This window comes from Lacrimispora sp. YZC11, assembly GCF_057543815.1.
This window is the reverse complement of sequence record NZ_BAAJYQ010000016.1, coordinates 528,224-552,981: the sequence shown is the minus strand read 5'-3', so window position 1 is coordinate 552,981 and position 24,758 is coordinate 528,224. Positions and strand designations below refer to the sequence as shown.

Here is a 24,758-nt window from a genome sequence, read left to right as displayed (position 1 = left end):
TGGTGCTGAGCAGATAATCTTGGGTTGTCAGTTTTGCGTTGTTACTCATTTTTCTACCCCATTTCTTTTTATTTTCCGTCCTATTTTATCAGAGAAAGAGGTAAAAGGCAACTATTTTTCCTATTTTGTCTCAGGAGTATATTTTATCAGCGCAAAATCACCCAGGCTATGAGGTACAGGAATGGAAACAATAATGGTGCCGTGATCTTCATAGCTAAAGGATTCCGGAAAGGCAGGAGTGTGGCCTGAGGATGCTGCTTCCATGGGAAAATCCGCTTTTTGGAACATTTTGGCATATGTTTCCAGGCGGGTTTGATCAAAATAAGGAATTAAGGCTTCCGTAAGTTCAGGAGAGGCATCATAGAGCTGGCAGCCATCGGAACGGATGTATTCAGCCAGCAGATTTGGATCGGCATAATCCGTGAGTCTTATATCCTTTGCCAGAGACATATCAACCGTGTTGGTAAAAAATACATTGATCGGATGCGCTGCTCCAGCCCCGGAAAAAAGTCCGGTGTATACAACTGTGACGCGCTTCCTGTCTACGGAGTTTACTTTTGCTGTAAGAGAAAGGCTGTCCTTTTCCGAGTTGACGGAATAGGCTTTTAATATCTCCAGGGCATTGCTTTTTAACAGAGTGTTGATTTTTTCTTCCATTGCCCCATCCTCCATTCCGGAGACTGCCGGATACTGAATGGAAACATTCCCCTCCTTATAGGTGTGGAGGGCAGCGGTGATACCAGGGGCAGAGGTGTTCTTGCCTGTTTCCTTTTGCTGAGCCTGGTTATCCGGGTTTTCGATTTTTACAGGTTCTGGTGCTTCTGTGGCAGCGGACATGGATTCTCCGGATGCAGCGGCAGAGGTGGCTGGCAAATCGGTTTTAACATAATTCCTTTGACCGCAGCCGCTTAAAATCAGGGTGCAGCCGATGAAAAGGGCTGGGATAACAGTGTTTCGTTTCATAGGATTACCTCCCTTCATTTTTACGGATTTTTTTACAGTATATCACAAATATTGCAGATGTGCCCGTGATTTTCCCCGAATTAAGAAAAATATAGGAAATTACTGGAAATAAAACGCTGCAGAATAGAGAAAAGGCCCTGGAAATCTGAAGAGATTCAGGTTTCCAGGGCCTTGTTCCCTGCCAAGGGTGTAGTGCCGGCAGTGGGACTTGAACCCACACGATGTTGCCATCAACGGATTTTGAGTCCGCCTCGTCTGCCATTCCGACATGCCGGCCTATGCTTGCAACGCTCATTATTCTATCATAGGATTTTCCATTTGGCAAGTGTTTTTTTGCGATTATTAAATTGAAAATGAGTAAAATATATTGTATGATAGACAATAGATGTATTTAAGGAGGTGTCTGGGCCATGACATGTAAGGAAGTGGAACGTCTGGTCATGCCATATATCAATGATGAACTGACGGACGAAGAGCTGGGGGAATTTCTGGAGCATATGGAGTCCTGTCCGGATTGCCGGGAGGAACTGGAAATATACTTTACTGTGGACGTGGGAATCAGGCAGCTGGATTCCGAAACGGGGAATTATAATATTAAAGGAGCGCTGGAATCAACCATAGAACAGTCCAGACAAAGGCTTCAGGTCATACGGTGTATTAAAATCGCCAGATATGCGGTGGCTACAGTAAGTATAATAGCATTGGTTTTTACGGTCCTCCTGCAATGCCGGATCTGGCTGCAGTGGGGCTTACTATAATGGGAAAAACTACCCTGTGGGTATACCTTTATGCCTAAAAAACGTGGGCAGGAAAGAGGAAACACCCTACGGGTATACCTTTATGCCCAAAAAGCATGGGCAGGAAAGAGGAAACATGAGCAGAAAAAAAATAGTATTAGTAGATGGAAGCAGTATGCTAAGGAACGCCTTTTATGGCCTTCCTTCCAATGGAGCGAAAGGGATTCAAAGCCTGATCATGAAGCTTTTGGAGGAAAAAGGAGCGGATTACCTGGCTGTGGCCTTTGATTCCGAAACAGAAGGCATCCGTAAGGAAATGTATAAAAACACGGCGGTGTACGACGGGCTTATAAAAGAGGAAGAGCGTTTAAGGGAAGCGCTGCTTACTCTGGATATTCCTGTTGTTAAAAAGGAAGGATATGCATCTTCCGATATTCTGGCTTCCTTGGCAAAAAGATGTCAGGAGGAGGATGGGGAAATCGTGATCCTGTCTGAGGAGCGAAAGCTTTTACAGACAGTGGAAGAACATGTGACCCTTAAGATTCCGGTTGTCAGGGAAGAGGGACTTGAGTTTCAGCCCTATACCACAGAGCTTATACGGGAAGAATTCGGCCTGGAGCCGGAGGATTTAAAAGGAGTTTTTGCACTGGCCGGGCCATGGGGAATTGGGGAGAAAACTGCCTGTCAGCTGATAAGGGAACATCACAGCGTTGAAAATATTTATAATCATATGGAATCAATAGAGTCTCAGAGAATCCGGGAAGCACTTACCGGGAATCAGGAAGCAATAAGACGGAAGGAAGAGCTTGCTGCCCTTCACAGGGATTGCGATGTCCACCTGGATTACACGAAAACTCTTGAACAGGCAGAGATTCAGAAAATTATCGATATGGATTTTGTTCCAGCCGCTTTCCCGGGAGAAGAAGAACCCTCTCTGGAATCAAGCTTTCGTGCAGTTACAGACCTTTCAGAGGCTGAAGCCATATTCTTAAAGTGCGGAGAGGGCTGCCGTCTGGGATTGCAGCTGGTGGTTGAGGACAAGGCCGTATCAGCCCTGTCACTTTGCCTCAGTGAGACAGAGTGTTACTGCTTTATTCCTCAGGCGGCTCTTAAGCCGGAATACCTGGCAGAGAAAGCAGAGGAGATCTGTAAAAGAGCGGGGCAGGCAGCCGTCATTCATTTAAAGAGCCAGCTGGCGTTTTTAAAGCTCACACCGGAAAGTCCGGTGATTGATGCAGGCGTTGCCGGATATCTTCTGAACCCGCTAAAGGATTCCTATGAATACAATGATCTGGCGGAAGATTACCTGGACCTTTCCGTCCCATCCAAAACAGAGCTTATAGGAAAAAGCTCCTTTAAGCGTGCATTGGAGGAAAACAGGGAGAAAGCGGTTTCCTGCATCTGCTATATGTCCTATGTCGCCTTAAAATGTCATGACCTGCTTCGGGAGTCACTGGAAAAGGCAGGCATGGATAAGCTGTTTTATGAGATCGAAATGCCTTTGACCTACAGCCTGTTTCATATGGAAGAAGCCGGAATCCGCGTGGAGAAGGATCGCCTGAAGGAATATGGTGACCGTTTAAAGGTACGCATCGCGGAGCTGGAGCAGAAGATATATGAAGAAACTGGAGAAACCTTTAACATCAATTCTCCCAAGCAGCTGGGAGAGGTGCTCTTTGATCGTATGAAGATTCCTGGAGGGAAGAAGACAAAAACCGGTTATTCAACGGCGGCGGATGTATTGGAAAAGCTGGCACCTGACTGGCCTGCGGTCAACTTAATCCTGGATTACAGACAACTGACGAAATTAAATTCCACCTACGCAGACGGGCTGGCAGCTTATATTGGGCCGGATGAGCGGATTCACGGTACCTTTAACCAGACGATCACAGCTACGGGAAGAATCAGCAGCACGGAACCCAATTTACAGAACATTCCGGTCCGCATGGAACTGGGAAGGGAAATCAGGAAGGTTTTCGTGCCTCAGGCTGGCTGCCTGTTTGTTGATGCGGACTATTCTCAGATCGAACTGAGAGTGCTGGCCCATATGTCAGGAGACCAGCGCCTTATCGGAGCCTACCGGCAGGCGGAGGATATCCATGCCATCACGGCTTCCCAGGTATTTCACGTTCCGCTTGATGAGGTGACTCCTCTTCAGAGAAGGAATGCAAAGGCCGTAAACTTTGGCATTGTATATGGAATCAGTTCCTTTGGGCTGAGCGAGGGCTTAAGCATCACCAGAAAAGAGGCCTCGGAATACATCAGCAAATATTTTGAAACCTATCCGGGAGTGAAGTCATTTTTAGACGGTCTTGTGGCTGAGGCAAAAGAGCAGGGCTATGCAGTCAGCATGTTTGGCAGACGCCGTCCTGTTCCCGAGCTGAAATCCTCCAACTTCATGCAGCGCTCCTTTGGAGAACGGGTCGCCATGAATTCCCCCATTCAGGGTACTGCGGCAGATATTATCAAGATAGCTATGATCCGGGTGGACACTGCTTTGAGAAAACAGGGATTAAGATCCCGGATCGTCCTTCAGGTCCATGATGAGCTTCTCATTGAAGCATATCAGGACGAGGTTGATAAGGTAAAAGAGCTTCTGGCGGAAGAAATGAAGCATGCAGCGGATCTTGCGGTATCCCTTGAGGTGGAGGCCAATGTAGGGGATTCCTGGTTCGATGCGAAGTAAAATACCTTGCAGCAGGCTACAAGGTATTTTATGGGCTGTCGCCAGATGAACATGCAGGCATGGCTGGCTCGCTGCTTTCACGAGAATAAAGGGTTGGTGTTAGGATGAGAGTGATTGGATTGACCGGAGGGGTCGGAGCAGGAAAAAGCCTGGTTCTTTCTATTTTAAAGGAGGAATACGGTGCGGAAGTGATCAAAGCGGATGAAGTGGCCCATGAGCTGATGGAGCCGGAAGAGGAAGGGTATCTGGCTGTAACAGAAGCCTTGGGTGAGGGCCTTCTAAAACCCAATGGAACCATTGACCGTAAGGCTTTGGCCGCACGTATCTTTCAGGATGATAACGCTAGGAAAACCGTGGATGGCATCATTCACCCCTTGGTATGGAAAACCATAAGGAATAAAATTTCTGCTTCCCAAGCAGGGCTTATTGTGGTAGAATTTGCAATTATGAATGAAAAAACAGATGACAGCTGGGAGGAGATGTGGTACGTCCGTGCATCAAAGGAAAACCGGATCCGCCGTTTGGCGGAAAACAGGGGCTATACGAGAGAGCATTCGGAACGCATCATAGCGAGCCAGGCCCCTGAATCGGAGTATTTAAACCGCTGTACGCGGGTGATTGAAAACAACGGCTCCATGGAAGATGTGAAGGACCAGCTGGCTGAAATATTGAAAAGCTGAGGGAAACACCCTGCGGGTATACCTTTATCCCCAAAGAGCAGGGCTGGAAAGAGGAAAGCATGAGATTGGTAAGTATTGCAAGCGGAAGCAGCGGAAACTGCATTTATGTGGGCTCCGATTCCACGCATATCCTGGTGGATGCCGGGATAAGCAACAAACGGATTCAACAGGGATTAAATGAGATAGGAATAAAAGGTAGTGAGCTGACAGGAATCGTCATTACCCATGAGCATTCCGACCATACAAAGGGACTGGGAGTCCTGGCCAGGAAATATGGGGTTCCCATTTATGGGACAAGAGAGACCCTGGAAGAGATTTCAAAGCAGAAGTATCTGGGGGAATATCCCAGAGAGTTATTTTGTGCCATCAGGCCTGACGTGGATTTTAATTTGGGAGATCTGGAAGTAAAGCCCTTTTCTATTGACCACGATGCGTCGAACCCGGTGGCTTACAGGATCCAGCATGGCTGCAAGTCCGTTGCGGTTGCCACGGATATGGGACATTATGACCAGTATATTATTGAGCATCTTCAGGGACTTGATGCGGTGCTTATAGAGTCCAATCACGATGTAAATATGCTGCAGGCAGGGCCTTATCCCTATTATCTGAAACGCCGGATCCTGGGAGACCACGGACACCTTTCCAATGAGAATGCGGGGCGGCTTTTGTGCTGTATTCTCCATGAAAACTTAAAGAAGATTCTGTTGGGTCATTTAAGCAAGGAGAACAATTATGAAGAGCTTGCTTATGAGACTGTAAGGCTTGAAATCACAGAAGGAGATAATCCATTTAAGGCATCGGATTTTTCCATAGCGGTTGCAAAAAGGGATCAGATGTCAGAAATTATCACTATATAACGTCCGCGAAAGCAAAACCGGAGGTTTTGTGAGCTGAACTGTGGACTTATGATCTAATGAATGAGGAGAGATATTATGAACAAAACGATTATTACAGTAGTTGGAAAAGACACCGTAGGGATCATAGCAAAGATTTGTACTTATTTAGCAAGCAACCGTGTGAACATATTGGATATTTCCCAGACCATTGTCCAGGGCTTCTTTAATATGATGATGATCGTGGATATCAATGATGCAGCAAAGCCTTTCGGTGAGTTGGCTGACGAGCTGGAAGGGATTGGCGATGAAATCGGAGTAAAGGTAAAATGCCAGCGTGAGGAAATTTTTACCAGCATGCACCGTATCTGATGACAAGTTCAAGGCATAAGAAAAGGATGGGTTCCCGATATGTTAAATATGTTTGAAGTTAATGAAACCAATAAAATGATCGAACAGGAGCTGCTTGATGTACGTACCATTACCATGGGTATCAGCCTTCTTGACTGCAGTGACAGTGACTTAAAAGCGGTGAATGAAAAAATTTATAATAAAATCACAACCGTTGCAAAAGATCTTGTGGCAGTAGGTAAGGAGATTGAAAAGGATTTTGGAATTCCCATTGTGAATAAAAGAATTTCTGTAACTCCCATTGCCATAGTCGGCGGCGCTGCCTGCAAGAGTCCGGAAGATTTTGTGACCATTGCACAGACCCTGGACCGTGCGGCCAAGGAAGTGGGCGTGAATTTCATCGGCGGCTATTCTGCCCTGGTGAGCAAGGGAATGACCGCAGCGGATAAGAACCTGATCCGCTCCATACCAAAGGCCCTCGCCTGTACGGACCGTGTATGCAGTTCTGTCAATGTAGGTTCCACAAAAACAGGCATTAACATGGATGCAGTGGCCCTTATGGGAGAGACTGTAGTGGAAACGGCAAAAGCCACCAAGGACATTGATTCCCTCGGCTGCGCCAAACTGGTGGTATTCTGCAATGCGCCGGATGATAATCCTTTTATGGCAGGAGCGTTCCACGGGGTGACGGAAGCAGATGTCATCATTAATGTGGGTGTCAGCGGTCCGGGGGTTGTTAAGACCGCCATAGAAGCAGCCAGAGGAAAGGATTTTGGGGTTCTTTGCGAGACGATTAAGAAAACTGCCTTTAAGATAACCCGTGTAGGCCAGCTGGTTGCCCAGGAGGCGTCAAAAAGGCTGAATGTTCCTTTTGGAATTATTGATTTATCTCTTGCACCGACTCCTGCCGTTGGCGACAGTGTGGCTGAAATCCTGGAAGAGATCGGTTTGGAACGGGTAGGCGCACCAGGTACCACGGCGGCCCTTGCCCTGTTAAATGACCAGGTAAAAAAAGGCGGCGTCATGGCCTCCTCCTATGTAGGCGGTTTAAGCGGCGCGTTTATTCCGGTCAGCGAGGATCAGGGAATGATCGATGCAGTAGCCATGGGAGCCTTGAATATAGAGAAGCTGGAGGCAATGACATGTGTTTGCTCGGTTGGTCTTGATATGATTGCGATTCCGGGAGATACACCTGCCACAACGATTGCAGGCATTATTGCAGACGAATCCGCCATCGGCATGGTAAATCAGAAGACCACCGCAGTCCGCATTATTCCGGTTATAGGAAAATCCGTGGGGGAGACAGTGGAATTCGGCGGTTTATTAGGATATGCTCCTGTTATGCCGGTCAGCCGGTACTCCTGTGAAAAATTTATAAACAGAGGCGGACGTATTCCGGCGCCCATTCACAGCTTTAAAAATTAATTGCTGTGCAGGAAGGATACAGGAGATGAATATTTATTTGATTCGCCATGGACGGCAAAGCAGCAAGCTCTGTAATATTGATGTGGATCTATCCGAGGCAGGCCGCCGCCAGTCGGCCTTAGTCGGGGAACGGCTGGCCTCCATAGGCATTGAGGCGGTATATTCCAGTCATTTGATCCGGGCGGTGGAAACCGCCAGGGAGGCAAATCGGTACTGGAATGCAAAACACATTATCAGGCAGGAGCTTAGGGAGATTTCCTTTGGAGAAATGGAAGGCATGGCGGATGAGGAGATAGCAGCAAGGTTTAAGGATTTTAAGAAAGAACAGGAACGGATGGAACACGATTTGCCCTATCCCGGAGGCGAGTGCGCCGGGGATGTAATAATGCGGGCCATCCCTGTCCTTGAAGAAATTGCTGAAAGCGGTTATCAGAATGCAGCGGTTGTGACACATGGGGGAGTGATACGCACCGTGACCACAGCACTGCTTCATATGGAACCCAAATATTACCGTCTCCTTGGAAATTCCCTTGAGAACTGCAGCATCACGGAAGTGCGCTGGAATGAAAAAACAGGGCATTTTTTAATGGAACGTTTTAACGATTTTGCACATCTGGAGCCTTACCCGGAGCTTTTGCGGGCAAGCTGGGTGGATGCAGAAAACTGAAAGCAGAAAGGAAGGAAGGAATTGCCTGATTTCATGGAACAAAAGGAAAAAGAACATTTAATTCAGATAGTCAGAGAGTTTCTTGATGAGAATCTGCTTCGGATCGTAATCAGCAATCCATCGGATAAGCAGGGCGTTTCCAAGGTAAAGGTACGCCCGCTTTTGCTAAAGGAAAATCTGGTTTTTCAGGCGGAAGAGCTGGTGGGACCCCAGGCTTTTCATAAGAATTATTCTGCAGGGGAATGCGTCACCTATATTGCGGATCTGTTGGATGGAAAGCTGCGCCAGATGGAACTGGATTCCAGTAAGGGACAGGTAAGAGTTCTGGTGAGCAAAAAGGGAAGCCCTAGCATCAAGGTGAAACGGCAGCAAAAAATTGAGGCACCTTCCCCGGTTCCCCAACATAACAGACAGAAGAGCTATATTTTAAAAGAAGGCACGCCGGTCCCCTTTCTGGTGGATTTAGGAGTCATGACGACGGAAGGTAAAATCATTGCTTCCAGGTATGATAAGTTTCGCCAGATCAACCGTTTTTTGGAATTTATTGAGGATATTCTCCCCAGGCTTGACAAGAACAGAGAGAATGTGATCATTGATTTTGGCTGCGGAAAATCCTATCTGACCTTTGCTATGTATTATTATCTTCATGAGCTGAAAGGGTATTTGATCCGCGTCATCGGGCTGGACTTGAAGCAGACGGTCATTGATGACTGTAACCGCCTGGGAGAACGGTATGGATATGATAAGTTAAAATTTTATCATGGAGATATCGCTTCCTACGAAGGCGTGGACCATGTGGATATGGTGGTAACTCTTCATGCCTGCGATACCGCTACGGATTATGCCCTGGCAAAGGCGGTTCGTTGGGGAGCTTCTGTCATTTTGTCGGTTCCATGCTGCCAGCATGAGCTGAACAAAACCATGCATCAGGAACTCATGGCTCCCGTATTTCAATATGGATTGATCAGGGAACGAATGGCAGCCCTCTATACCGATGCCCTCAGAGCTGAAATTCTGGAAAACCAGGGATACCGTACCCAGATCCTGGAATTCATCGATATGGAGCATACGCCGAAGAATATTCTGATCCGGGGAGTAAAGCAGGGAGGAAAGAAGGATAACCGCAGGGAGATCCAGGAAATTATGGAATTTTTCCATGGGAAGCTGACCCTTGCTGACCTGCTGCTAAAAGAGGATATAAACTAGAAAGCAGATGGTAATTTCTGGTCATCTGTGATATGATATAAAAAATAGTTTAAGGAGGAACGATCAGTGCCTTTCATTAACTCTAAAGTAAACGTCACATTATCGGAAGAAGAAAAAACAGAACTAAAAACTAAGCTTGGACAGGCCATCAGCCTTATTCCCGGTAAGACGGAAAACTGGCTCATGGTTGGCTTTGAAGATAACTGTTCCCTTTACTTTAAAGGGAAAAATAATACAAAGCTGGCTTTTGTGGAAGTGAAGATTTTCGGACACGCATCAGAGAGGGATTATGACCGTCTGACTGCTGAGATCTGCAAAATCTATAAGGATGTGCTTTCCATTGCCCAGGATAAAATTTATGTAAAATATGAGGAAGTGGATCACTGGGGTTGGAACGGGGGAAACTTTTAACTGCACAGCTGATTCTTAGGTCAGGAGGAATGGCTTATGGAGCTTTGGGATGTTTATGATGAAAACCGGGTGGCCACTGGAAAAACCCATGTCCGCGGAGTTCCGCTGGGCACAGGAGAATACCACCTTGTATCGGATGTATGGCTGGTTAACGAGAATCAGGAGATTCTTCTGACCAGAAGGCATCCGGATAAGCCCTATGGCCTTATGTGGGAATGCACCGGGGGCTCTGTTCTTGCTGGAGAAACAAGCGTGGAAGGAGCCCTTCGGGAGCTTTTCGAAGAGGTTGGGATCCGGGCAGAAAAAGAACAGCTCCTCTTGATTCATGCCATTCGTCTGAAGGAGCGGTTTGTGAACACCTATATCACCAGACAAAAGGTTACCATGAAAGACATAACCATTCAGCAGGAAGAAGTGGTGGATGCGAAATTTGTCACGTTTGAACAGCTTCTTGAAATGTGGAAACAGGGAATCGTAGTTCCTAAATCCCGGTTTCTTCTATATAAAGATAGGATCAGTGAATTCCTTTATCCGCCGTCATAGGATGACGACGGAATGAGTGAACTCATTTTTCATTCTTATGCGATATTTGTCCTGTACAATGGTCTGATAAATGTGGGAGCAGTAAAAATCCTGCCGGAGCATGGACCAGGCTGCTCCGGAAAGAATGAGCCTGGCATCGGCAGTTTTTGTGATGAGAGGGATGCTCCCTCTCTTTTTTATTTCTCCCATAAGGTCTGCGGAAGTTTTTTTAAAGCCTAAAACACGGGCATATGGGGCGTAACCGGCGTTCCGGCCCAGAGTGACTTGATGGGAAGTGATCCCAAGGGCAATATGGAGGAGAGCCCGGCTGATCCGCGTATAAGTATACTGCCTTGTTTTTAGGTGGTTGATTTTTTCCTCAAAAGGAAGGAAATCCGTAAGCTGCCTTAGAAGCCTGGCCGCCAATTCCTCTGAAACATCGGCATACTTCTCAAAGGGAATCCCCTCGTAATCCAGTTTAAGCAGGGTAGTGTTTAACAAAGCACTGAAATCATCAGGAAACACTGGAAAGCCTTGGGCCATCATCTGTTTTACAGGATCCGGCACCTGTATCTGGGAAGACTCCTCCAACATCAGAATATCCGGGTTTTCAAGAAGGGCTTTCCGGATTCCGGTGGCAGAACTGAAACCTTCCGGGGTCAGGCTGGTATCGTGATATCCATACCCTTTTCTGGAAATGGTGACAGGGGTCATTGGGCTTTTCTGCCGGTAAAGGGCCTTACAATATTCGATCCCCAGGATGTTATTTGGGGATGCCAGAATGGAGGCCTCCTCCCCGTCCAGGATCCCGCAGGAGATGAGGGCCCGGTTTCTGGCTTGGGGAAAGGTAGCTCCCTTTTTCAGTTCCCTTCGCAGTTCCTCCGTATAAACAGGGGGTTCTGTGGCTAAAATAGAAGCAATACCGGAAAGTTTTTCCACGTTTCCGCATTCGCTTCCAAAGCAGAGATCGCCAACCACTCCAAGATTATTAAGGAGGGCGACTCCACAGGCAGCAAAATCCTCTGCGCTGCTGGAGGCAAAGACTGACGGAAGCTCGATCACAAGGTCGGCACCGCAGGACAATGCCATGGCTGTTCTTGTATATTTATCATAGATAGCAGGAGCTCCTCTTTGGACAAAGTCCCCGCTCATGACAACGATGCAGTATTCCGCCTGCGTTAGTTCCTTGGCCATCCTGATATGGTAGGCATGTCCATCGTGGAAAGGATTGTATTCAGCGATAATGCCAACGGCAAGAGAATTTTTATTTTTCATCTTAAAAAATATCCTTTTTCTTTTTCTTATCCTCTATTATGCGATTGTTTCGCAAAAAATGCAAATTATTTTAGCACAACACTTGAAATATTTAGCGAATACTCATAGAATAGAGTGAGAATCGGTGAAAAACATCGATTAGAAGAACAGGAGAACAGATAGGTATGAATTTTATCGTTGAAACATCAGCTCGACATGTACATCTAACTCAGGAACATCTTGAGATTTTATTTGGAAACGGCTATGAGTTAACAAAGAAAAAATCTTTATCCCAGCCAGGCCAGTATGCCTGTGAGGAGAGAGTAACTGTTGTTGGTTCCAAGGGCGAGTTTAAAGGTATTTCCATTTTAGGCCCGGTTAGAAAAGCGACTCAGATAGAGCTTTCCGCAACCGATGCCCGTTCCATTGGAATTGCTGCGCCTTTAAGAGAATCCGGCGACGTTGCCGGCAGCGGTGCATGCAAGATTATTGGACCTGCTGGTGAAATTGAGATAACAGAGGGCGTGATCGTTGCAAAGCGTCATATCCATGCAACTCCTGCAGAAGCAGAAACGCTTGGTGTTAAAGATGGTGAAGTTGTTTCTGTGAAAATTGACACAGATGGTAGAAGCCTTATTTTCGGAGATGTGGTTGTGCGTGTAAATGAAAATTATGCTTTGGCAATGCACATTGATACAGATGAATCCAACGCAGCAAGCTGCGGCAGAGAACAGTACGGCGAAATTATTAAATAAATGAAGGAGAATCAAAGAAATATGAAAATTTTAGTTATTAACTGCGGAAGCTCTTCCTTAAAGTACCAGCTGATCGATATGGAAAACGAGGGAGTCTTGGCAATAGGCTTATGCGAGAGAATCGGCATTAGTGGTTCCAAGCTGTCTCATAAGGCAGAAGGAAAAGAGAAAATGGAAGTAGAACAAGAGATGCCGAACCATACCGTTGCTATTAAGCTGGTTTTGGATGCATTGGTTGACCCGACATACGGTGTAATCAAGGATACCAGTGAAATCTCTGCAGTAGGACACAGGGTTCTCCATGCAGGAACGATTTACAGCGATTCCATCGTAGTAAATGAAGACGTAAAAAAAGTTATCCGTGACTGTTTTGATTTAGGACCTTTGCATAATCCTGCAAACCTGATGGGAATTGAAGCATGTGAGGAAGCAGTACCGGGAGTTCCTAATGTAGCGGTATTTGATACTTCTTTCGGTATGGGTATGCCTGATAAAGCTTCCATGTATGCAATTCCGAATGAATATTATGAGAAATACAGCATTCGCCGTTACGGCTTCCATGGGACTAGCCACAAATTTGTATCCAATGAAGCTTTAACATATTGTGATCTGGATCATGAGAACGGCAAGGTGATCGTTTGCCATTTAGGAAACGGAGCCAGCATTTCTGCCTCCATCGGCGGCAAGTGCGTGGATACCAGCATGGGTCTGACTCCTTTAGAAGGACTGATCATGGGTACCAGAAGCGGTGATATCGATCCTGCTGTTGTACAGTTTATCTGCAATAAGGAAGGCAAGAGCGTCAATGAGGTACTGGATATTTTAAATAAAAAATCCGGTATCCTAGGTATGTCCGGCGGTATTTCCAGTGATTTCCGTGATGTTCAGAAGGCACAGGGAGAAGGAAACCATCTGGCTGATATTGCAATCCAGGCATTTATTTACCGCGTGGCAAAATACATCGGTTCTTATGTAGCGGCAATGAACGGTGTTGACGCCATTGTGTTTACTGCAGGCGTGGGTGAGAACGATAAGCCTATCAGAGGTGCGGTTTGCGAATATTTAAGCTATCTTGGTATTTCCATTGATGCGGAAGCCAATAAGGCTAGAGGAAAACGTGTCATGATCTCCACACCAGATTCTAAGGTAAAGGTATGCGTAATTCCTACCAATGAAGAGCTGGCTATTGCAAGAGAGACAAAGGCTCTGGTATAATCCAGGGTAAAACAGTACATGATGTTGTGTATGGGCTATAGTTCAGCCATACCATTCATAAGCATGGCTGAACTGTTACTGCAAATATGGAAATATTTGTTGACAAATGTTGCACCCATATGTATAATAACATAGGTGCGTATTAGGAGACTAGTATGCTTATTAATTTAACTGAGTTGTTCACCCTGGAAGGGAAAGAGAAAACTTACACACCCGATCTTGAAATGAAGGTCTATCACGGGCCCAATGGTGATTATGAAGTGGTGGATGCAGAACCTGTGCTGCTGCGGATTATGAATCTGGGAGACAAAAAGCTGGTAGTGGAAGGTAAGGCGAAATTAGCTTTGCTCATTCCATGTGACCGTTGCTTGGAGCCGGTGCGTGTTGACCTGGATTTTGATGTAATCCGTGCTCTTGATTTAGGTGATACGGATACGGGAATTGTAGAAGATTTCGAAGAACAACCATTTGTTAATGGTTATAATCTGGATGTAGACCAGTTGGTTTGTGATGAACTCATACTGAACCTGCCTATGAAAGTTCTCTGCAGCGAAGACTGCAAGGGGATTTGTAATAGATGTGGAACAAATCTCAATCACGAGACTTGTGACTGCGATATTAGGCCTACAGACCCTAGAATGGCAGTCATCCAGGATATTTTTAAACAGTTTAAGGAGGTGTAACCATGTCTATCTGTCCAAAGAACAAATCTTCTAAAGGAAGAAGAGACAAACGTAGAGCAAACTGGAAGATGAGCGCTCCAAACTTAGTGAAGTGCAGCAAGTGCGGTGCACTTATGATGCCTCACAGAGTATGCAAGGCTTGCGGTTCTTACAACAAGAAAGAAATTATCAACGTTGAGGCCTAAATTTCTACGGATTCTGTGGAAATAAGATTCAATACCGTATCAGACCTTAATTAGAAAATTACTTTAAAAAAAGCTGTTACTCAATTATTGAGTAGCAGCTTTTTTAAGTTTTATCGATTATTTAATAAAAAGTACTTATAGGCGGCCCGTATCGCTTCTTTTGCGTTGTTATTGATGAGAGGAATCCCGTGACCTCCTAAAATAATGTTTGGATCTAAATTGAGATTCCATAATTTTTGAAAGCTCATCCCCAATTTTTCAGCGTTATAACTTAGGTCCCCTTTCCAGCCGGTTCTAATATCTGTCCCAGTTTCTCCTTCTACGAAGAACATGTCTCCTGTAAATAAGATCCTGTCATCATCAACCTTGGCATAATAAAGGATAGTTCCATCTGTGTGTCCGGGCATAGGGTAAACGCTAATCTGCAAGTCATTAATCCTTATATTTTGATCCTCCTTAAGTATAATATCAGCAACACAGGGAGGAGCCACGTGATTTGTAAAGGGACTACATGGCCCGAAGTCACCTTTTTGGAGCATTTCATTGTCTGCACCAACATAAAGTTTTGCACCTCGGGATTGAAAATAGGCTGCACAACCAGCATGGTCATCATGACCGTGGGTCAGGAGAACAGCTAATATTTCTTCCTCATTAATCTTCCAATAAGCTAAATTGTTCCGGATAGTCGTCAGCGCGTCCGGTTTACTGCTGTCAACCATGAGATAACCATTCTTTGTTTTAATCAGATAGGCATTTCCTAATTCGCCATAACTGCCTCCAGAAATCAGATAAAGTTTATCTCTAATTTTCATTGTGATTCCTCCTGTTATAGTGTTCAATATATTCTTCCAATTCTGTTTTAATGGTACTGACCTTCGTACCATAGATCACCTGCAGATTATTTCCTTTTTGAACAACTCCTGCAGCACCTGTAGATTTAAGGAGTGCTTCATCGGCTTTTGCTGCGTCTTTCACAACCACTCTTAAACGAGTGGCACAATTATCTAAATCCACAATATTATCCAGTCCACCCAGCCCCTCAACGATTTGTACATACATATCTGTGGCTGTGCCGGATGTTCCTTTTGTCTCAGCTTTCTTCTTTTCTAGGTAATCCGATTTCGTATATAATTTAGATTCCCCGTCGTCTTCCCGGCCAGGTGTTTTTATATTTAATTTCGTGATTGCAAACCGGAAAACCACATAATAAATGATTGCATAAGCGAAACCTACGAGTAATACTGCAATCCAGTTTGTTCGTGCGTTCCCGGGTAAAATACCATATAAGGCAAAATCAAGGGCGCCGCCTGAGAAGGTATAACCCACGCCTGCATTCAGTATGTTTACAACCGCAAAGGAAATGCCGCCTAAAACACAATGGATACCAAAGTATAGAAGCGGTGATACAAATAAGAATGAAAACTCAAGCGGTTCTGTAATGCCTGTCAAGAATGAGGCGAGGGCGGAGGAGAAGAGGAGGCCCTTAATTTCAGCTTTTTTCTGTTTATAAGCCGTATGATACATAGCCAGGGCAGCAGCCGGAAAGCCGAACATCATAATGGGATAATTGCCGGAGTAGAATTTTGCAACAGATGGACTGATAACGTCTCCATTTGCAAGCTGGGCAAATAAGATGTTCTGAGCTCCCTCTAAAACCGTTCCATTGACCTCAGCGGTTCCGCCTAAGGCAGTTTGCCAGAAAGGCATATAAAAGACGTGGTGCAGTCCTGTTGGTATCAGTGCCCGCAGAATAAAACCATAAAGGAAACTACCGAAATAACCTAATTTAGCAATCCCTATACCAAGCAAGGCGATCCCTTGTCCCAGTAGCGGCCAGAGGATGGCAAATACAATACCCATAACGATAGCTGCGCAGGCAGAAATGATCGGGATAAAGTGGGTTCCTCCAAAGAAGGATAGCATGTCAGGTAATTTTATTTTATAATATCTGTTATGAAGCCTGGCAACTGCTAAGCCGATGATTACTCCGCCTAAAACACTTGTATTCATCGTATTTTCAAATCCTAAAAAACTGCTTATTAATCCGGGAGTTTGATTCAGCTTTTCTAAATCCATAAAATTCTTTATAATGCTCATGATGACCATATTCATGACAAAATAGGCAATAACGGCGGATAAAGCAGCAATCTCTTTACTTTTTTGAGCCAGGCCAATCGCAATTGCTACGGCAAATAAGAGAGGAAGAAGCCCGAAAACGATATTCCCGCTATCTGCTATAACCCTTAGAGACTTATATAACCAGCCTCCTTCTTTTACGATTGATCCATAAGCCGAACTGGTAAATGTAGAACCGATACCTAAAAGAAGACCAGCAATGGGGAGGACAGCAACGGGTAGCATGAATGATTTTCCGATTTTTTGTAATGTACCAAAGACTTGATGTTTCATAATGTATTCCCCTTTCTGCCGCTGTCGCTGGCGGCGTAAATAGAAATGAAAAATGGATGCGACGAATGAGTAGATCAATGGTGATAATTGAATATTACAACCATATGCATTATTTTGCAATATATTTTTTGAAATAATTTTAACTATTGCAAAGTAATGCACAATGTTGTATACTTAATGCGTAAGGAGATGATAAACATGCTTGTGGAAGAACGCTTAGCAAAGATTCAGGAAATCGTTGAAAAAAAGAAGAATGTAACAATTGAAGAATTGGTGGATCAATTAAATGTTTCTAAGGACACCGTTCGACGTGATTTAATTAAGCTTGAGAAGAAAGGTGTATTAAAGAGAACTTATGGAGGTGCAATTTCAGGGAAAAAAGAAGCCCTGATTATGGGTTACGAAGAAAGGTCGAAGATTTATTCCACCCCAAAGAAAAAAATTGCAAAAGCTGCAGAACCACTTATTTCAGAATTTTCCTCTGTTATCTTCGACTCTTCAACCACGGTGGAAGCGGTGATCCCTTTGCTGGCTTCCAAAAGCCTGACCGCCATTACCAATTCTTTAACGCATGCGGTTGAGCTGGCAAAACACGGAAATAAGGATATTAAAGTGGTGGGAGGGAAACTGCACCAGATACAGCTATTTTTATACGGCAGCGATACGGTGCTGGAATTATCCCAGTACAGAGTTGACTATACACTGCTGGGAGTATTCGCAATAACTGGCTCCGGGCTTTATATCCACACGGAAGAGGAAGGCCTGGTCAAAAGAGCTATGGTCAATTGCGCCAAAAAGGTCATCGCAGTTGCTGATTCTACGAAAATGGATACAACAGGTTTCTTTAAAGTCTGTGCTTTAGAGGATATTGATGTTTTAATAACGGATGTAGAACCCTCCCCGGATTTCCAACGTGATCTGCAGGAGCATGGTGTTGATTTAATTATCGCCGGATAAAACTGCAATTTATTCATAAAAGGAGATATGATGATAAATTTTGATCGCATTTATTTAGATACAAATTTGCCGGAGCCAAAGACCTACGATGAAGTACGTCCTGTTTTGTTGTCGGATCAAACGATGGAGGAGCGGTATCAGAAGATAATAGCTGGAATGAAGGAAAGAAAACTCGATTATCTGGTAATTTATGCAGACAAGGAGCATAGTGGGAATTTTGAATACTTAACCGGCTTTATTCCGCGCTTTGAAGAAGCTTTGCTGATCTTAAAACAGGATCACATAGTATATTACCTCTTGGGAAATGAAAACTTAAAGATGAGCCAGTATACCAGGCTCCCTGGCGATGTTATCCATGTCCCTTTCTTTTCACTGCCAAACCAGCCCATGGAAAGTGATATTACTTTGGTCTCTGTTTTTGAACGGCAGGGGTTGAACCAGGCAAACAGGGTAGGGCTTGTGGGCTGGAAGCTATTTTCGGGTATTGAAAGTGAGGGCGGTCCCTTTGATATTCCTTACTATATAGTTGAAGCATTAAAGAAAAGCGTCCGTCCGTCCGCAGATTTAGTGAATTCAAATGATTTATTTATCGGACCCGATAAAGGTGCCCGCATTACCAATAATGCAAATGAAATTGCTCATTATGAATATGGAGCCAATCTTTCCTCCAACTGCATTTTAAATGCATTAAATGCAATCGAGGTGGGCAAGGAAGAAATTGAAATAGGCAAATACTTAACGGCAGACGGTCAGGTCAATACGGTGGTGCCGATTGCCGCAACCGGCGAGAGGTTTCAGCAGGCGAATCTCTATCCCACTGCAAAAAAGATTCAACGCGGAGATGCATTTTCTGTTACAACAGGCTTCAAAGGAGGACTTTCAAGCAGGACAGGTCTTGTGGTCAGTAATGAGGCGGAACTTCCCCGGAGCCAGAAGGATTATCTGGAAAGAGTGGTTTATCCTTATTACAATGCAGTCGTTGCATGGCTGGAAAATTTAAGGATAAATAAATCGGGAAAGGAAATCTATCAGGTTATAGAAACAGTCTTGCCGAAAGAACAATATGGCTGGTCTTTAAATCCAGGACATTTAACCGCAGATGAGGAATGGATGTCGTCACCTATTTATCCAGGCTCAGAAAATAGAATTCAAAGCGGTATGATTTTTCAGATTGATATCATTCCATCCATACCAGGATATACGGGTGTAAGCGCTGAAGACTGCATTGCCATTGCGGATGAAGCTCTGCGAACCAGGATCCAGGAAGAATATCCTGATTTATGGAAACGGATTCTTCACAGAAGAGTATATATAGTTCAGACATTAAATATCTCCTTACCGGATGAAATCCTTCCGTTATCAAATACGGTTGGCTATTTAAGACCTTTCCTGCTTAACAAATCGGCCGCAATTTGTTGTAATAAGTCTTGAACGGGTATTAGGACTGTTTTGTAAATCTTATTTAATGAAAGAAAGACGGCTGTTAGCCGCCATTCATAAAACAGGTTTAAAAGTAGTTAGGGGCAGGCAGACTGACCATTGAGAATGAGTGTGAAGCAATCCCGGAGACAGAGCTTGCGAAGCTGTTTGAACCGTCTTATACCCGCAGTCGCAATTGTGATAAGATTAACAGCGGTACGGGTCTGGGACTTTATATTAAAAAGGAGCCTGGTACGGCTGGACCTGGGATTTTCCATCAGCCTGGCAATATAACGGGCAATCCGATCCGCATTTCTCATAATGTGCCAGACCGGTTTCAACGAATATAATAGGATTTGCCCTTGCGGTGTGGAACTGCAAGGGCTTTTTCGATTTCCTACAACCCTTTATAAATATGATCGGACAGTTGCTTTTCGCTGGTGACGATGGATAGCGGTTAAATCCAATCTATCCGGGAGATTTCACATTTATCCAGTTACAGAACAACAGAATGGTAAGTGCTTTCATAGATTTAAAATCCTTCATTTATAATATCAAAATCATGCATTAGGATGTCAGTATTTGCAATGTTTTGTACCATATTTGAAATGAATTATGAAGAGTTAGGTGCTATAATTAATTAAAGAAATATGTAAGCGCTTACATAAGAGTAAAAAATATAGAAAAAGTGAAAACACTTACACAGGCTTTTAGACCTCATTAATTTATAAAAAAAGAAAAGGAGAGAAAACCATGGAAAAGGTTAAACAGTGGGCAGCGGCAGGGGTGGCGGCTGCTATGGCATTGTCCTTAAGTGCCTGCGGCGGAAGCAAAAGCGCAAATGAGACAGCGCCTGTGGCGGCGGAGACGGCTTCTGCGGCGGCAGGAGAGTATGTTCCGTTAAACGGGGAGGACCCCATTGAATTTGCCGGAACTAATATCACGTATCAGGGAAAAACGATTCCTCTCGGTCCAAAGGCAATCTATCTGGATGGTTCCCTGGCCGATGAGACGGCAGACCGCTATGACTATGTGTACAATGACATAACAGAGGCTTTAAGTGCCCAGGCGTTGGCAAATGGTACGGAACAGGAACCTATGACGGTTTATATTGCGCCATATGTGTACTGGATTGACGATCCGGAAGCGTCTGATACCCTGGAAAAAACTGAAGGCTATGAGGTCCCATACGGTATGGTGGTGGACTGTGAGTGGCTTTCGCTAAAGGGCCTTACCCAAGACCCGGACCATGTGGTTTTGGCAGGCAACCGGGGCCAGTCCCACGGCGCCGACGGAAACTATACGATATTCCGGTTCAATAACAATGGAACCGGACTGCAGGTTCAGAACTTAACGATTGGCAATTACTGCAGCGTGGACTTAAATTATGCGTTGAAGCCGGAGTTAAATCAAGAGAAGCGGACCTCCACCATTACACAGGCCCAGTTGGCAGATTTGTCCGGGGATAGGATGTTTGCGGAAAACTGTAATTTTATCAGCCGCTTAAATCTTCGTCCCATCAATGGCGGAGAAAGAAGCTTGTACAATAACTGCCATTTTGAGAGCACTGATGATGCCATCAACGGAAATGCAGTTTTCGTGGGCTGCGATTTTGATTTTTACGGAAACAGACCGCTGGCCGAGGCAACAAAAACCGGTTCCGTTTTTTTAGACTGTACGTTTCGGTGTGTGACCTTGACTGTGGAAACAGAGCCGGTGCAGTATTTTACCAAGCGCGGGGGTGCGATAACGGCAGTGGACTGTACGTATCAGAGCAATTTTGACATTCCGTTTGAAATTGCCTGGACTAAATATCCGGCAGCTTCTTTAAAATGCTATCAATACAACATCCTGCACAATGGGAAACCCATTACAATTGCAGGCGAGGGCGCACAGGAAACAGTGGATATGACCGGAGCGGAGGTTTTGAAAGCTTACCGGATAGAAACGGATGGAAAGAGTTACTATAATACCTACAATCTCTTAAGGGGGAACGACCAGTGGGACCCGCTGGATGTAAAAGCTGCCGTTACTGCGGCAGGAGCAGACAAGATACCGACCATGCTTTCCCTGGAGACAACGGAAGATACCATTGTCTCTGGCAGCAATGAGGCTGTAATTTCCAGCAAAGTGCAGTATTTCTATCAGACGGAAGAGACAGGCAGCGCCGTAACCTATTCAATTTCCGATAAAGATGGGGCTTATGTAAAGCTTGCCGATCATGGAAACGGGACCTGCACCATTCAGGGTATCAATGAGGAGGACGAGACAAAGCAGGTTATGGTTCACGCAAAGACACCGGAGGGACTGGAGGCATCCTTGGAGCTGACCGTTAAGCCAAGTGTTCTGGAGTCGCCATCCTTCACAAAGAAATTGACGGTTCAAAAAGAGAAGGAGGGCTATCTGACGGCTGAATACGGCCTGGAGCTGGGAGACAGGGCAGACCAGTCGGTGATTTCCTGGTACCGCAGCCAGGATGCAGCAGGGAGCAACCCGATTCTGGTGGCTGTTTCAACGCAGGATCAGCCGAAATACGAATACCGGCTTACGGCGGGTGATATAGGCAGCTATCTGACCGCCAAGGTGGAGCCAAAGCACATCCGAAGCTATCCGGGATCAGCCATGTCAGCCATGTTCTCAGACAAAATCACGGCAGCAGATGTGACGGCCCGCAATTTCCACACCGATTTTTCTGATTTTCCGGTGGTCCGGCAGACGGAAATTAAGCCTGGATACTGGACCGTGGATGCGTTCCAACCGGCTGACATGAAGGATTACAGCGGCTGGAAGGGGGAGGACACCGATCAGCCCTGGATTTATGGTGAGACGGGAGACGGCAGTGTAGGAATGGGTATTTATCAGGGAACCCAGGGCGTACGGCTTATGTATACACCTGTAGCAGGAACGTATGGCAGCATGAGCTTCAAGCTTCTGGCAGATCCGGCAAAAATAGCGGGCCAGGGCTTCGGGAGCGCAGGCCAGTATATGGACTTATGCTTAAAGTTTGACACGGAAACACTGACCGGCTATGGTCTGCGGATTATCCGCACCGAGGCAGCCTCCAATGCCTGCACCTTTGTTCTTGTCCGGTATGAAAATGGACAGGTAAGTTACATATCCGATGAAGTCCTTTCGTCCTGCTATTTAACCGGCTGTGAAATTACTATGAAGGCAGAGGGGACGAAGCTGACCGCCCATGTGGAAACGCAGACTCCACAGTTGGCAGATCAGGCAAAGGATGGTTATATGCATTCGGTGGATTTGAGCGGAGAGATAACAGAGAACGGTTTTGGCGGCGTGAGCCTATTGCATACCGGGACCACAGGCTCAGGCGGGTGGCAGAATACGACCATGCTGCATGAACTGGATGTGGAGTGGCTGGGGGAGAATCCTCAGAATCCATAGGCTGAAATGGTACCCTGACGGTAAGACACAAAAAAGTGGTTGTGCCTGACTATCAGGGTACTTTTTATGATATGATACTGTAAAAAGATTTAAGGAATAAGACATACTGTTGTCGTGTTACTTGTATTATACTATTTGCAGGAAGTAAAATAAAAAGTATAAAGCAAGGAGAAAGTTAAATGAATAGATTAAATGTAATATGTTTAGGTGTAAGGAGTATGGAAGATTCGATTCGATTTTATAAAGATGGATTAGGTTTTCAGACAAACGAAACAGACTATAACCCTCCAGTCATCTTTTTTAATACCTCTGGTGGATTAAAACTGGAACTATATCCACTCGATTTATTAGCGAAAGATATTAACAATAGCAATCCTCCTCATATTCACTCTGGTTTCAGCGGTATAACATTGGCCTATAATGCGAAAAGCAAAGAAGAAGTGCATCAAGTGATTGAATTAGCAAGAAAGGCCGGTGCACAAATTGAAAAAGAACCGCAGGATGTCTTTTGGGGCGGTTACCATGCTTATTTTTCGGACCCAGATGGTTATTTTTGGGAGGTTGCATACGGTCCTGAATTTAATTTTGATGAGAAAGATATGCTAATTCTATAAATATAAAAAAGCCGCTGTTCATCATTTTTTCAGAAGGTTTAAAAAAGTACGCCCATCTAATAGGAGCACGGCGGCAAACGAGAGATTGCCGCCGCGCTATCTTTTTGCCCTTCTTCCAGTCATAATAACTGTCTGCCATGGATTTCCCTTATATCTGGTACTATTTTCTGCTTATATGAAAAAAGTCCTGAACCAATTGTAAAAAACGATAAAAAACTCTTTACATTCGTTGATAAATATGTTAATATGCATATGTAACCGGTTACATAAAGGAGATTTTAAAAATGAATATACGGGATATTGCCAAAAAGGTGGGTGTTTCTTCTGCGACCGTGTCCAGAGTGATTAATCAGTCCGGATATGTAAAGGACGAAACGAAGCAGAAAGTTTTAGCAGCAATTGAAGAAGCGGATTTCGTACCGAATGCCATAGCAAGAAGTTTAAGCACCCGCGATTCTTCCAGTATTGGTGTTATTGTTCCGGATATTGCCAATGAATTTTTCTCCAGCGTCATAAGCGGAATGGGAGAGCTGGCGGCCAATAAACAGTATAACATTGTTTTGTTTGATACAGGTGAAATGCAGGAAAGAGAGCACCAGTACCTTCAGATGGCAGAAGGCCAGAGACTTTCCGGATTGATTATCACCCCGGTTTCCGAGCTTGATATGATGACTCGGGATAAGCTGATACAATTTGAAAATAAGGGAATTCCGGTGGTTTTAGTTGACCGTAATATTAAAAATTCCAGTCTGGATGGGGTTTTTGTAGAAAATGACGCTGCTGCTTATAAAGGAGTGGAAGCGTTGATCCAGGCAGGTCACCGTAAGATCGCAATTATTACAGGTCCCAGTACTTCTATGCCAGGGAAGGACCGGTTAAAGGGATACAAGGCGGCCTTAAGTGATTATAAGATTGAACTTAAGGAAGATTATATTGTATCCGGAGATTTCAAGATCATCAAGGCATATGAACGGACAAAAGAATTGCTGCGGCTTCCGGATCCGCCGACTGCGATTTTTGCCTCCAATAACCAGACCAGTCTTGGTGTGCTCAAGTATCTTACCGAGCAGAAACTTAAAATAGGCAGGGATATATCAATCGTAGGCTTTGACCAGATCGAATCCCTTAAAATAATTGATTACAGGCTGTCAACCATTGAACGTGATGCAAAGAGGCAGGGATATGAGGCAATGGGAATGCTGATTGACAAGCTGTCCCATAAGGAGAGCAAAAGCTCCGGAAGAAAAATCTTTGTACCGTATCAGGTGGTGCTTCGCGGGTCAGAATTAATAAAATAGGCTGCGGTGAGCAGTTTATTTTTACCCCTAATATGTAACCGGTTACATATTAGGGGTAATAGATAATAAAAGAAAAGAGGAGA

23 protein-coding genes and 1 tRNA gene are annotated in these 24,758 nt (G+C 44.9%); 19 read left to right on the top strand and 5 right to left on the bottom strand.

Features of this window, described 5'->3' with window-relative positions:
* Positions 1 to 120 precede the first annotated feature (120 nt).
* Together AC27IJ_RS17885 and AC27IJ_RS17880 are read right to left on the bottom strand one after the other, a co-directional pair.
* Positions 121 to 963 (bottom strand): polysaccharide deacetylase family protein, encoded by an 843-nt coding sequence (locus AC27IJ_RS17885; protein WP_487150028.1) that lies wholly within the window; start codon positions 961 to 963, stop codon positions 121 to 123.
* Positions 964 to 1,156: 193 nt separating this feature from the next.
* Positions 1,157 to 1,239, bottom strand: a tRNA-Leu gene (locus AC27IJ_RS17880).
* Between the two features lie 134 nt (positions 1,240 to 1,373).
* Between AC27IJ_RS17880 and AC27IJ_RS17875 the strand changes: the two genes are divergently transcribed.
* The 10 genes from AC27IJ_RS17875 to AC27IJ_RS17830 all read left to right on the top strand — a co-directional run bounded on the left by AC27IJ_RS17875 (position 1,374) and on the right by AC27IJ_RS17830 (position 10,502).
* The gene (locus AC27IJ_RS17875; protein WP_487150026.1) at positions 1,374 to 1,721 is read left to right on the top strand and encodes an anti-sigma factor family protein; all 348 of its coding nucleotides are present in this window, start codon (positions 1,374 to 1,376) and stop codon (positions 1,719 to 1,721) included.
* Between the two features lie 115 nt (positions 1,722 to 1,836).
* Entirely contained in the window at positions 1,837 to 4,386 is a 2,550-nt protein-coding gene (gene polA / locus AC27IJ_RS17870; RefSeq protein ID WP_487150024.1) for a DNA polymerase I, read from the top strand.
* 104 nt (positions 4,387 to 4,490) lie between these two features.
* Positions 4,491 to 5,066: a dephospho-CoA kinase gene (gene coaE, locus AC27IJ_RS17865; protein ID WP_487150022.1), complete on the top strand. Its 576-nt coding sequence runs from the start codon at positions 4,491 to 4,493 to the stop codon at positions 5,064 to 5,066.
* Positions 5,067 to 5,125: 59 nt separating this feature from the next.
* Positions 5,126 to 5,923, top strand: a complete 798-nt coding sequence (locus AC27IJ_RS17860; protein WP_312444141.1) for an MBL fold metallo-hydrolase — start codon at positions 5,126 to 5,128, stop codon at positions 5,921 to 5,923.
* A 75-nt stretch (positions 5,924 to 5,998) separates the two neighbouring features.
* Positions 5,999 to 6,271 carry an ACT domain-containing protein gene (locus AC27IJ_RS17855; protein ID WP_312444140.1) on the top strand — a complete coding sequence of 91 codons (273 nt, stop codon included), beginning with the start codon at positions 5,999 to 6,001 and terminating at the stop codon, positions 6,269 to 6,271.
* Between the two features lie 39 nt (positions 6,272 to 6,310).
* The gene (locus AC27IJ_RS17850) at positions 6,311 to 7,675 is read left to right on the top strand and encodes a PFL family protein (protein WP_312444138.1); all 1,365 of its coding nucleotides are present in this window, start codon (positions 6,311 to 6,313) and stop codon (positions 7,673 to 7,675) included.
* 25 nt (positions 7,676 to 7,700) lie between these two features.
* Positions 7,701 to 8,342 carry a histidine phosphatase family protein gene (locus AC27IJ_RS17845; protein ID WP_312501826.1) on the top strand — a complete coding sequence of 214 codons (642 nt, stop codon included), beginning with the start codon at positions 7,701 to 7,703 and terminating at the stop codon, positions 8,340 to 8,342.
* A 33-nt stretch (positions 8,343 to 8,375) separates the two neighbouring features.
* Positions 8,376 to 9,548 carry a class I SAM-dependent methyltransferase gene (locus AC27IJ_RS17840; RefSeq protein WP_487150020.1) on the top strand — a complete coding sequence of 391 codons (1,173 nt, stop codon included), beginning with the start codon at positions 8,376 to 8,378 and terminating at the stop codon, positions 9,546 to 9,548.
* Positions 9,549 to 9,614: 66 nt separating this feature from the next.
* Positions 9,615 to 9,959, top strand: coding sequence for a phenylpyruvate tautomerase MIF-related protein (locus tag AC27IJ_RS17835; protein WP_312444133.1), 345 nt, complete (start codon positions 9,615 to 9,617; stop codon positions 9,957 to 9,959).
* Between the two features lie 36 nt (positions 9,960 to 9,995).
* On the top strand, positions 9,996 to 10,502 hold the full coding sequence (locus AC27IJ_RS17830) for an NUDIX hydrolase (RefSeq protein ID WP_312444132.1): 507 nt from the start codon (positions 9,996 to 9,998) through the stop codon (positions 10,500 to 10,502).
* Here the strand turns inward: AC27IJ_RS17830 and AC27IJ_RS17825 are convergent.
* Positions 10,497 to 11,756 (bottom strand): nucleotidyltransferase, encoded by a 1,260-nt coding sequence (locus AC27IJ_RS17825; RefSeq protein WP_487150017.1) that lies wholly within the window; start codon positions 11,754 to 11,756, stop codon positions 10,497 to 10,499. The genes AC27IJ_RS17830 and AC27IJ_RS17825 overlap by 6 nt on opposite strands.
* 164 nt (positions 11,757 to 11,920) lie before the next feature.
* Here AC27IJ_RS17825 and pduL point away from each other — a divergent pair, with 164 nt between their 5' ends.
* The 4 genes from pduL to rpmF all read left to right on the top strand — a co-directional run bounded on the left by pduL (position 11,921) and on the right by rpmF (position 14,573).
* On the top strand, positions 11,921 to 12,490 hold the full coding sequence (gene pduL / locus AC27IJ_RS17820) for a phosphate propanoyltransferase (protein ID WP_312444129.1): 570 nt from the start codon (positions 11,921 to 11,923) through the stop codon (positions 12,488 to 12,490).
* A gap of 21 nt (positions 12,491 to 12,511) precedes the next feature.
* Positions 12,512 to 13,705 carry an acetate/propionate family kinase gene (locus tag AC27IJ_RS17815; protein ID WP_312501824.1) on the top strand — a complete coding sequence of 398 codons (1,194 nt, stop codon included), beginning with the start codon at positions 12,512 to 12,514 and terminating at the stop codon, positions 13,703 to 13,705.
* Positions 13,706 to 13,860: 155 nt separating this feature from the next.
* Positions 13,861 to 14,388, top strand: a complete 528-nt coding sequence (locus AC27IJ_RS17810) for a YceD family protein (protein WP_312444125.1) — start codon at positions 13,861 to 13,863, stop codon at positions 14,386 to 14,388.
* A gap of 2 nt (positions 14,389 to 14,390) precedes the next feature.
* Entirely contained in the window at positions 14,391 to 14,573 is a 183-nt protein-coding gene (gene rpmF / locus AC27IJ_RS17805) for a 50S ribosomal protein L32 (RefSeq protein WP_038281809.1), read from the top strand.
* A gap of 110 nt (positions 14,574 to 14,683) precedes the next feature.
* Here the strand turns inward: rpmF and AC27IJ_RS17800 are convergent, their stop codons facing one another.
* Both AC27IJ_RS17800 and AC27IJ_RS17795 read right to left on the bottom strand, forming a co-directional pair.
* Complete coding sequence (locus AC27IJ_RS17800; protein ID WP_487150014.1) at positions 14,684 to 15,385, bottom strand: MBL fold metallo-hydrolase; 702 nt, start codon at positions 15,383 to 15,385, stop codon at positions 14,684 to 14,686.
* Positions 15,375 to 17,144, bottom strand: a complete 1,770-nt coding sequence (locus AC27IJ_RS17795; protein ID WP_487150012.1) for a PTS transporter subunit EIIC — start codon at positions 17,142 to 17,144, stop codon at positions 15,375 to 15,377. Before AC27IJ_RS17795 ends, AC27IJ_RS17800 begins: the two co-directional genes overlap by 11 nt.
* 36 nt (positions 17,145 to 17,180) lie before the next feature.
* Here AC27IJ_RS17795 and AC27IJ_RS17790 point away from each other — a divergent pair, with 36 nt between their 5' ends.
* The 5 genes from AC27IJ_RS17790 (at position 17,181) to AC27IJ_RS17770 (ending at position 24,675) form a co-directional block, all read left to right on the top strand.
* Positions 17,181 to 17,939 carry a DeoR/GlpR family DNA-binding transcription regulator gene (locus AC27IJ_RS17790; protein ID WP_312501818.1) on the top strand — a complete coding sequence of 253 codons (759 nt, stop codon included), beginning with the start codon at positions 17,181 to 17,183 and terminating at the stop codon, positions 17,937 to 17,939.
* A 30-nt stretch (positions 17,940 to 17,969) separates the two neighbouring features.
* Entirely contained in the window at positions 17,970 to 19,370 is a 1,401-nt protein-coding gene (locus AC27IJ_RS17785) for a M24 family metallopeptidase (protein WP_487150009.1), read from the top strand.
* A 741-nt stretch (positions 19,371 to 20,111) separates the two neighbouring features.
* Positions 20,112 to 22,763 carry a pectinesterase gene (locus tag AC27IJ_RS17780; RefSeq protein ID WP_312501813.1) on the top strand — a complete coding sequence of 884 codons (2,652 nt, stop codon included), beginning with the start codon at positions 20,112 to 20,114 and terminating at the stop codon, positions 22,761 to 22,763.
* A 179-nt stretch (positions 22,764 to 22,942) separates the two neighbouring features.
* Entirely contained in the window at positions 22,943 to 23,377 is a 435-nt protein-coding gene (locus AC27IJ_RS17775; RefSeq protein ID WP_312444116.1) for a VOC family protein, read from the top strand.
* Positions 23,378 to 23,661: 284 nt separating this feature from the next.
* Complete coding sequence (locus AC27IJ_RS17770) at positions 23,662 to 24,675, top strand: LacI family DNA-binding transcriptional regulator (protein ID WP_312444114.1); 1,014 nt, start codon at positions 23,662 to 23,664, stop codon at positions 24,673 to 24,675.
* The last annotated feature ends 83 nt before the right edge of the window (positions 24,676 to 24,758 follow it).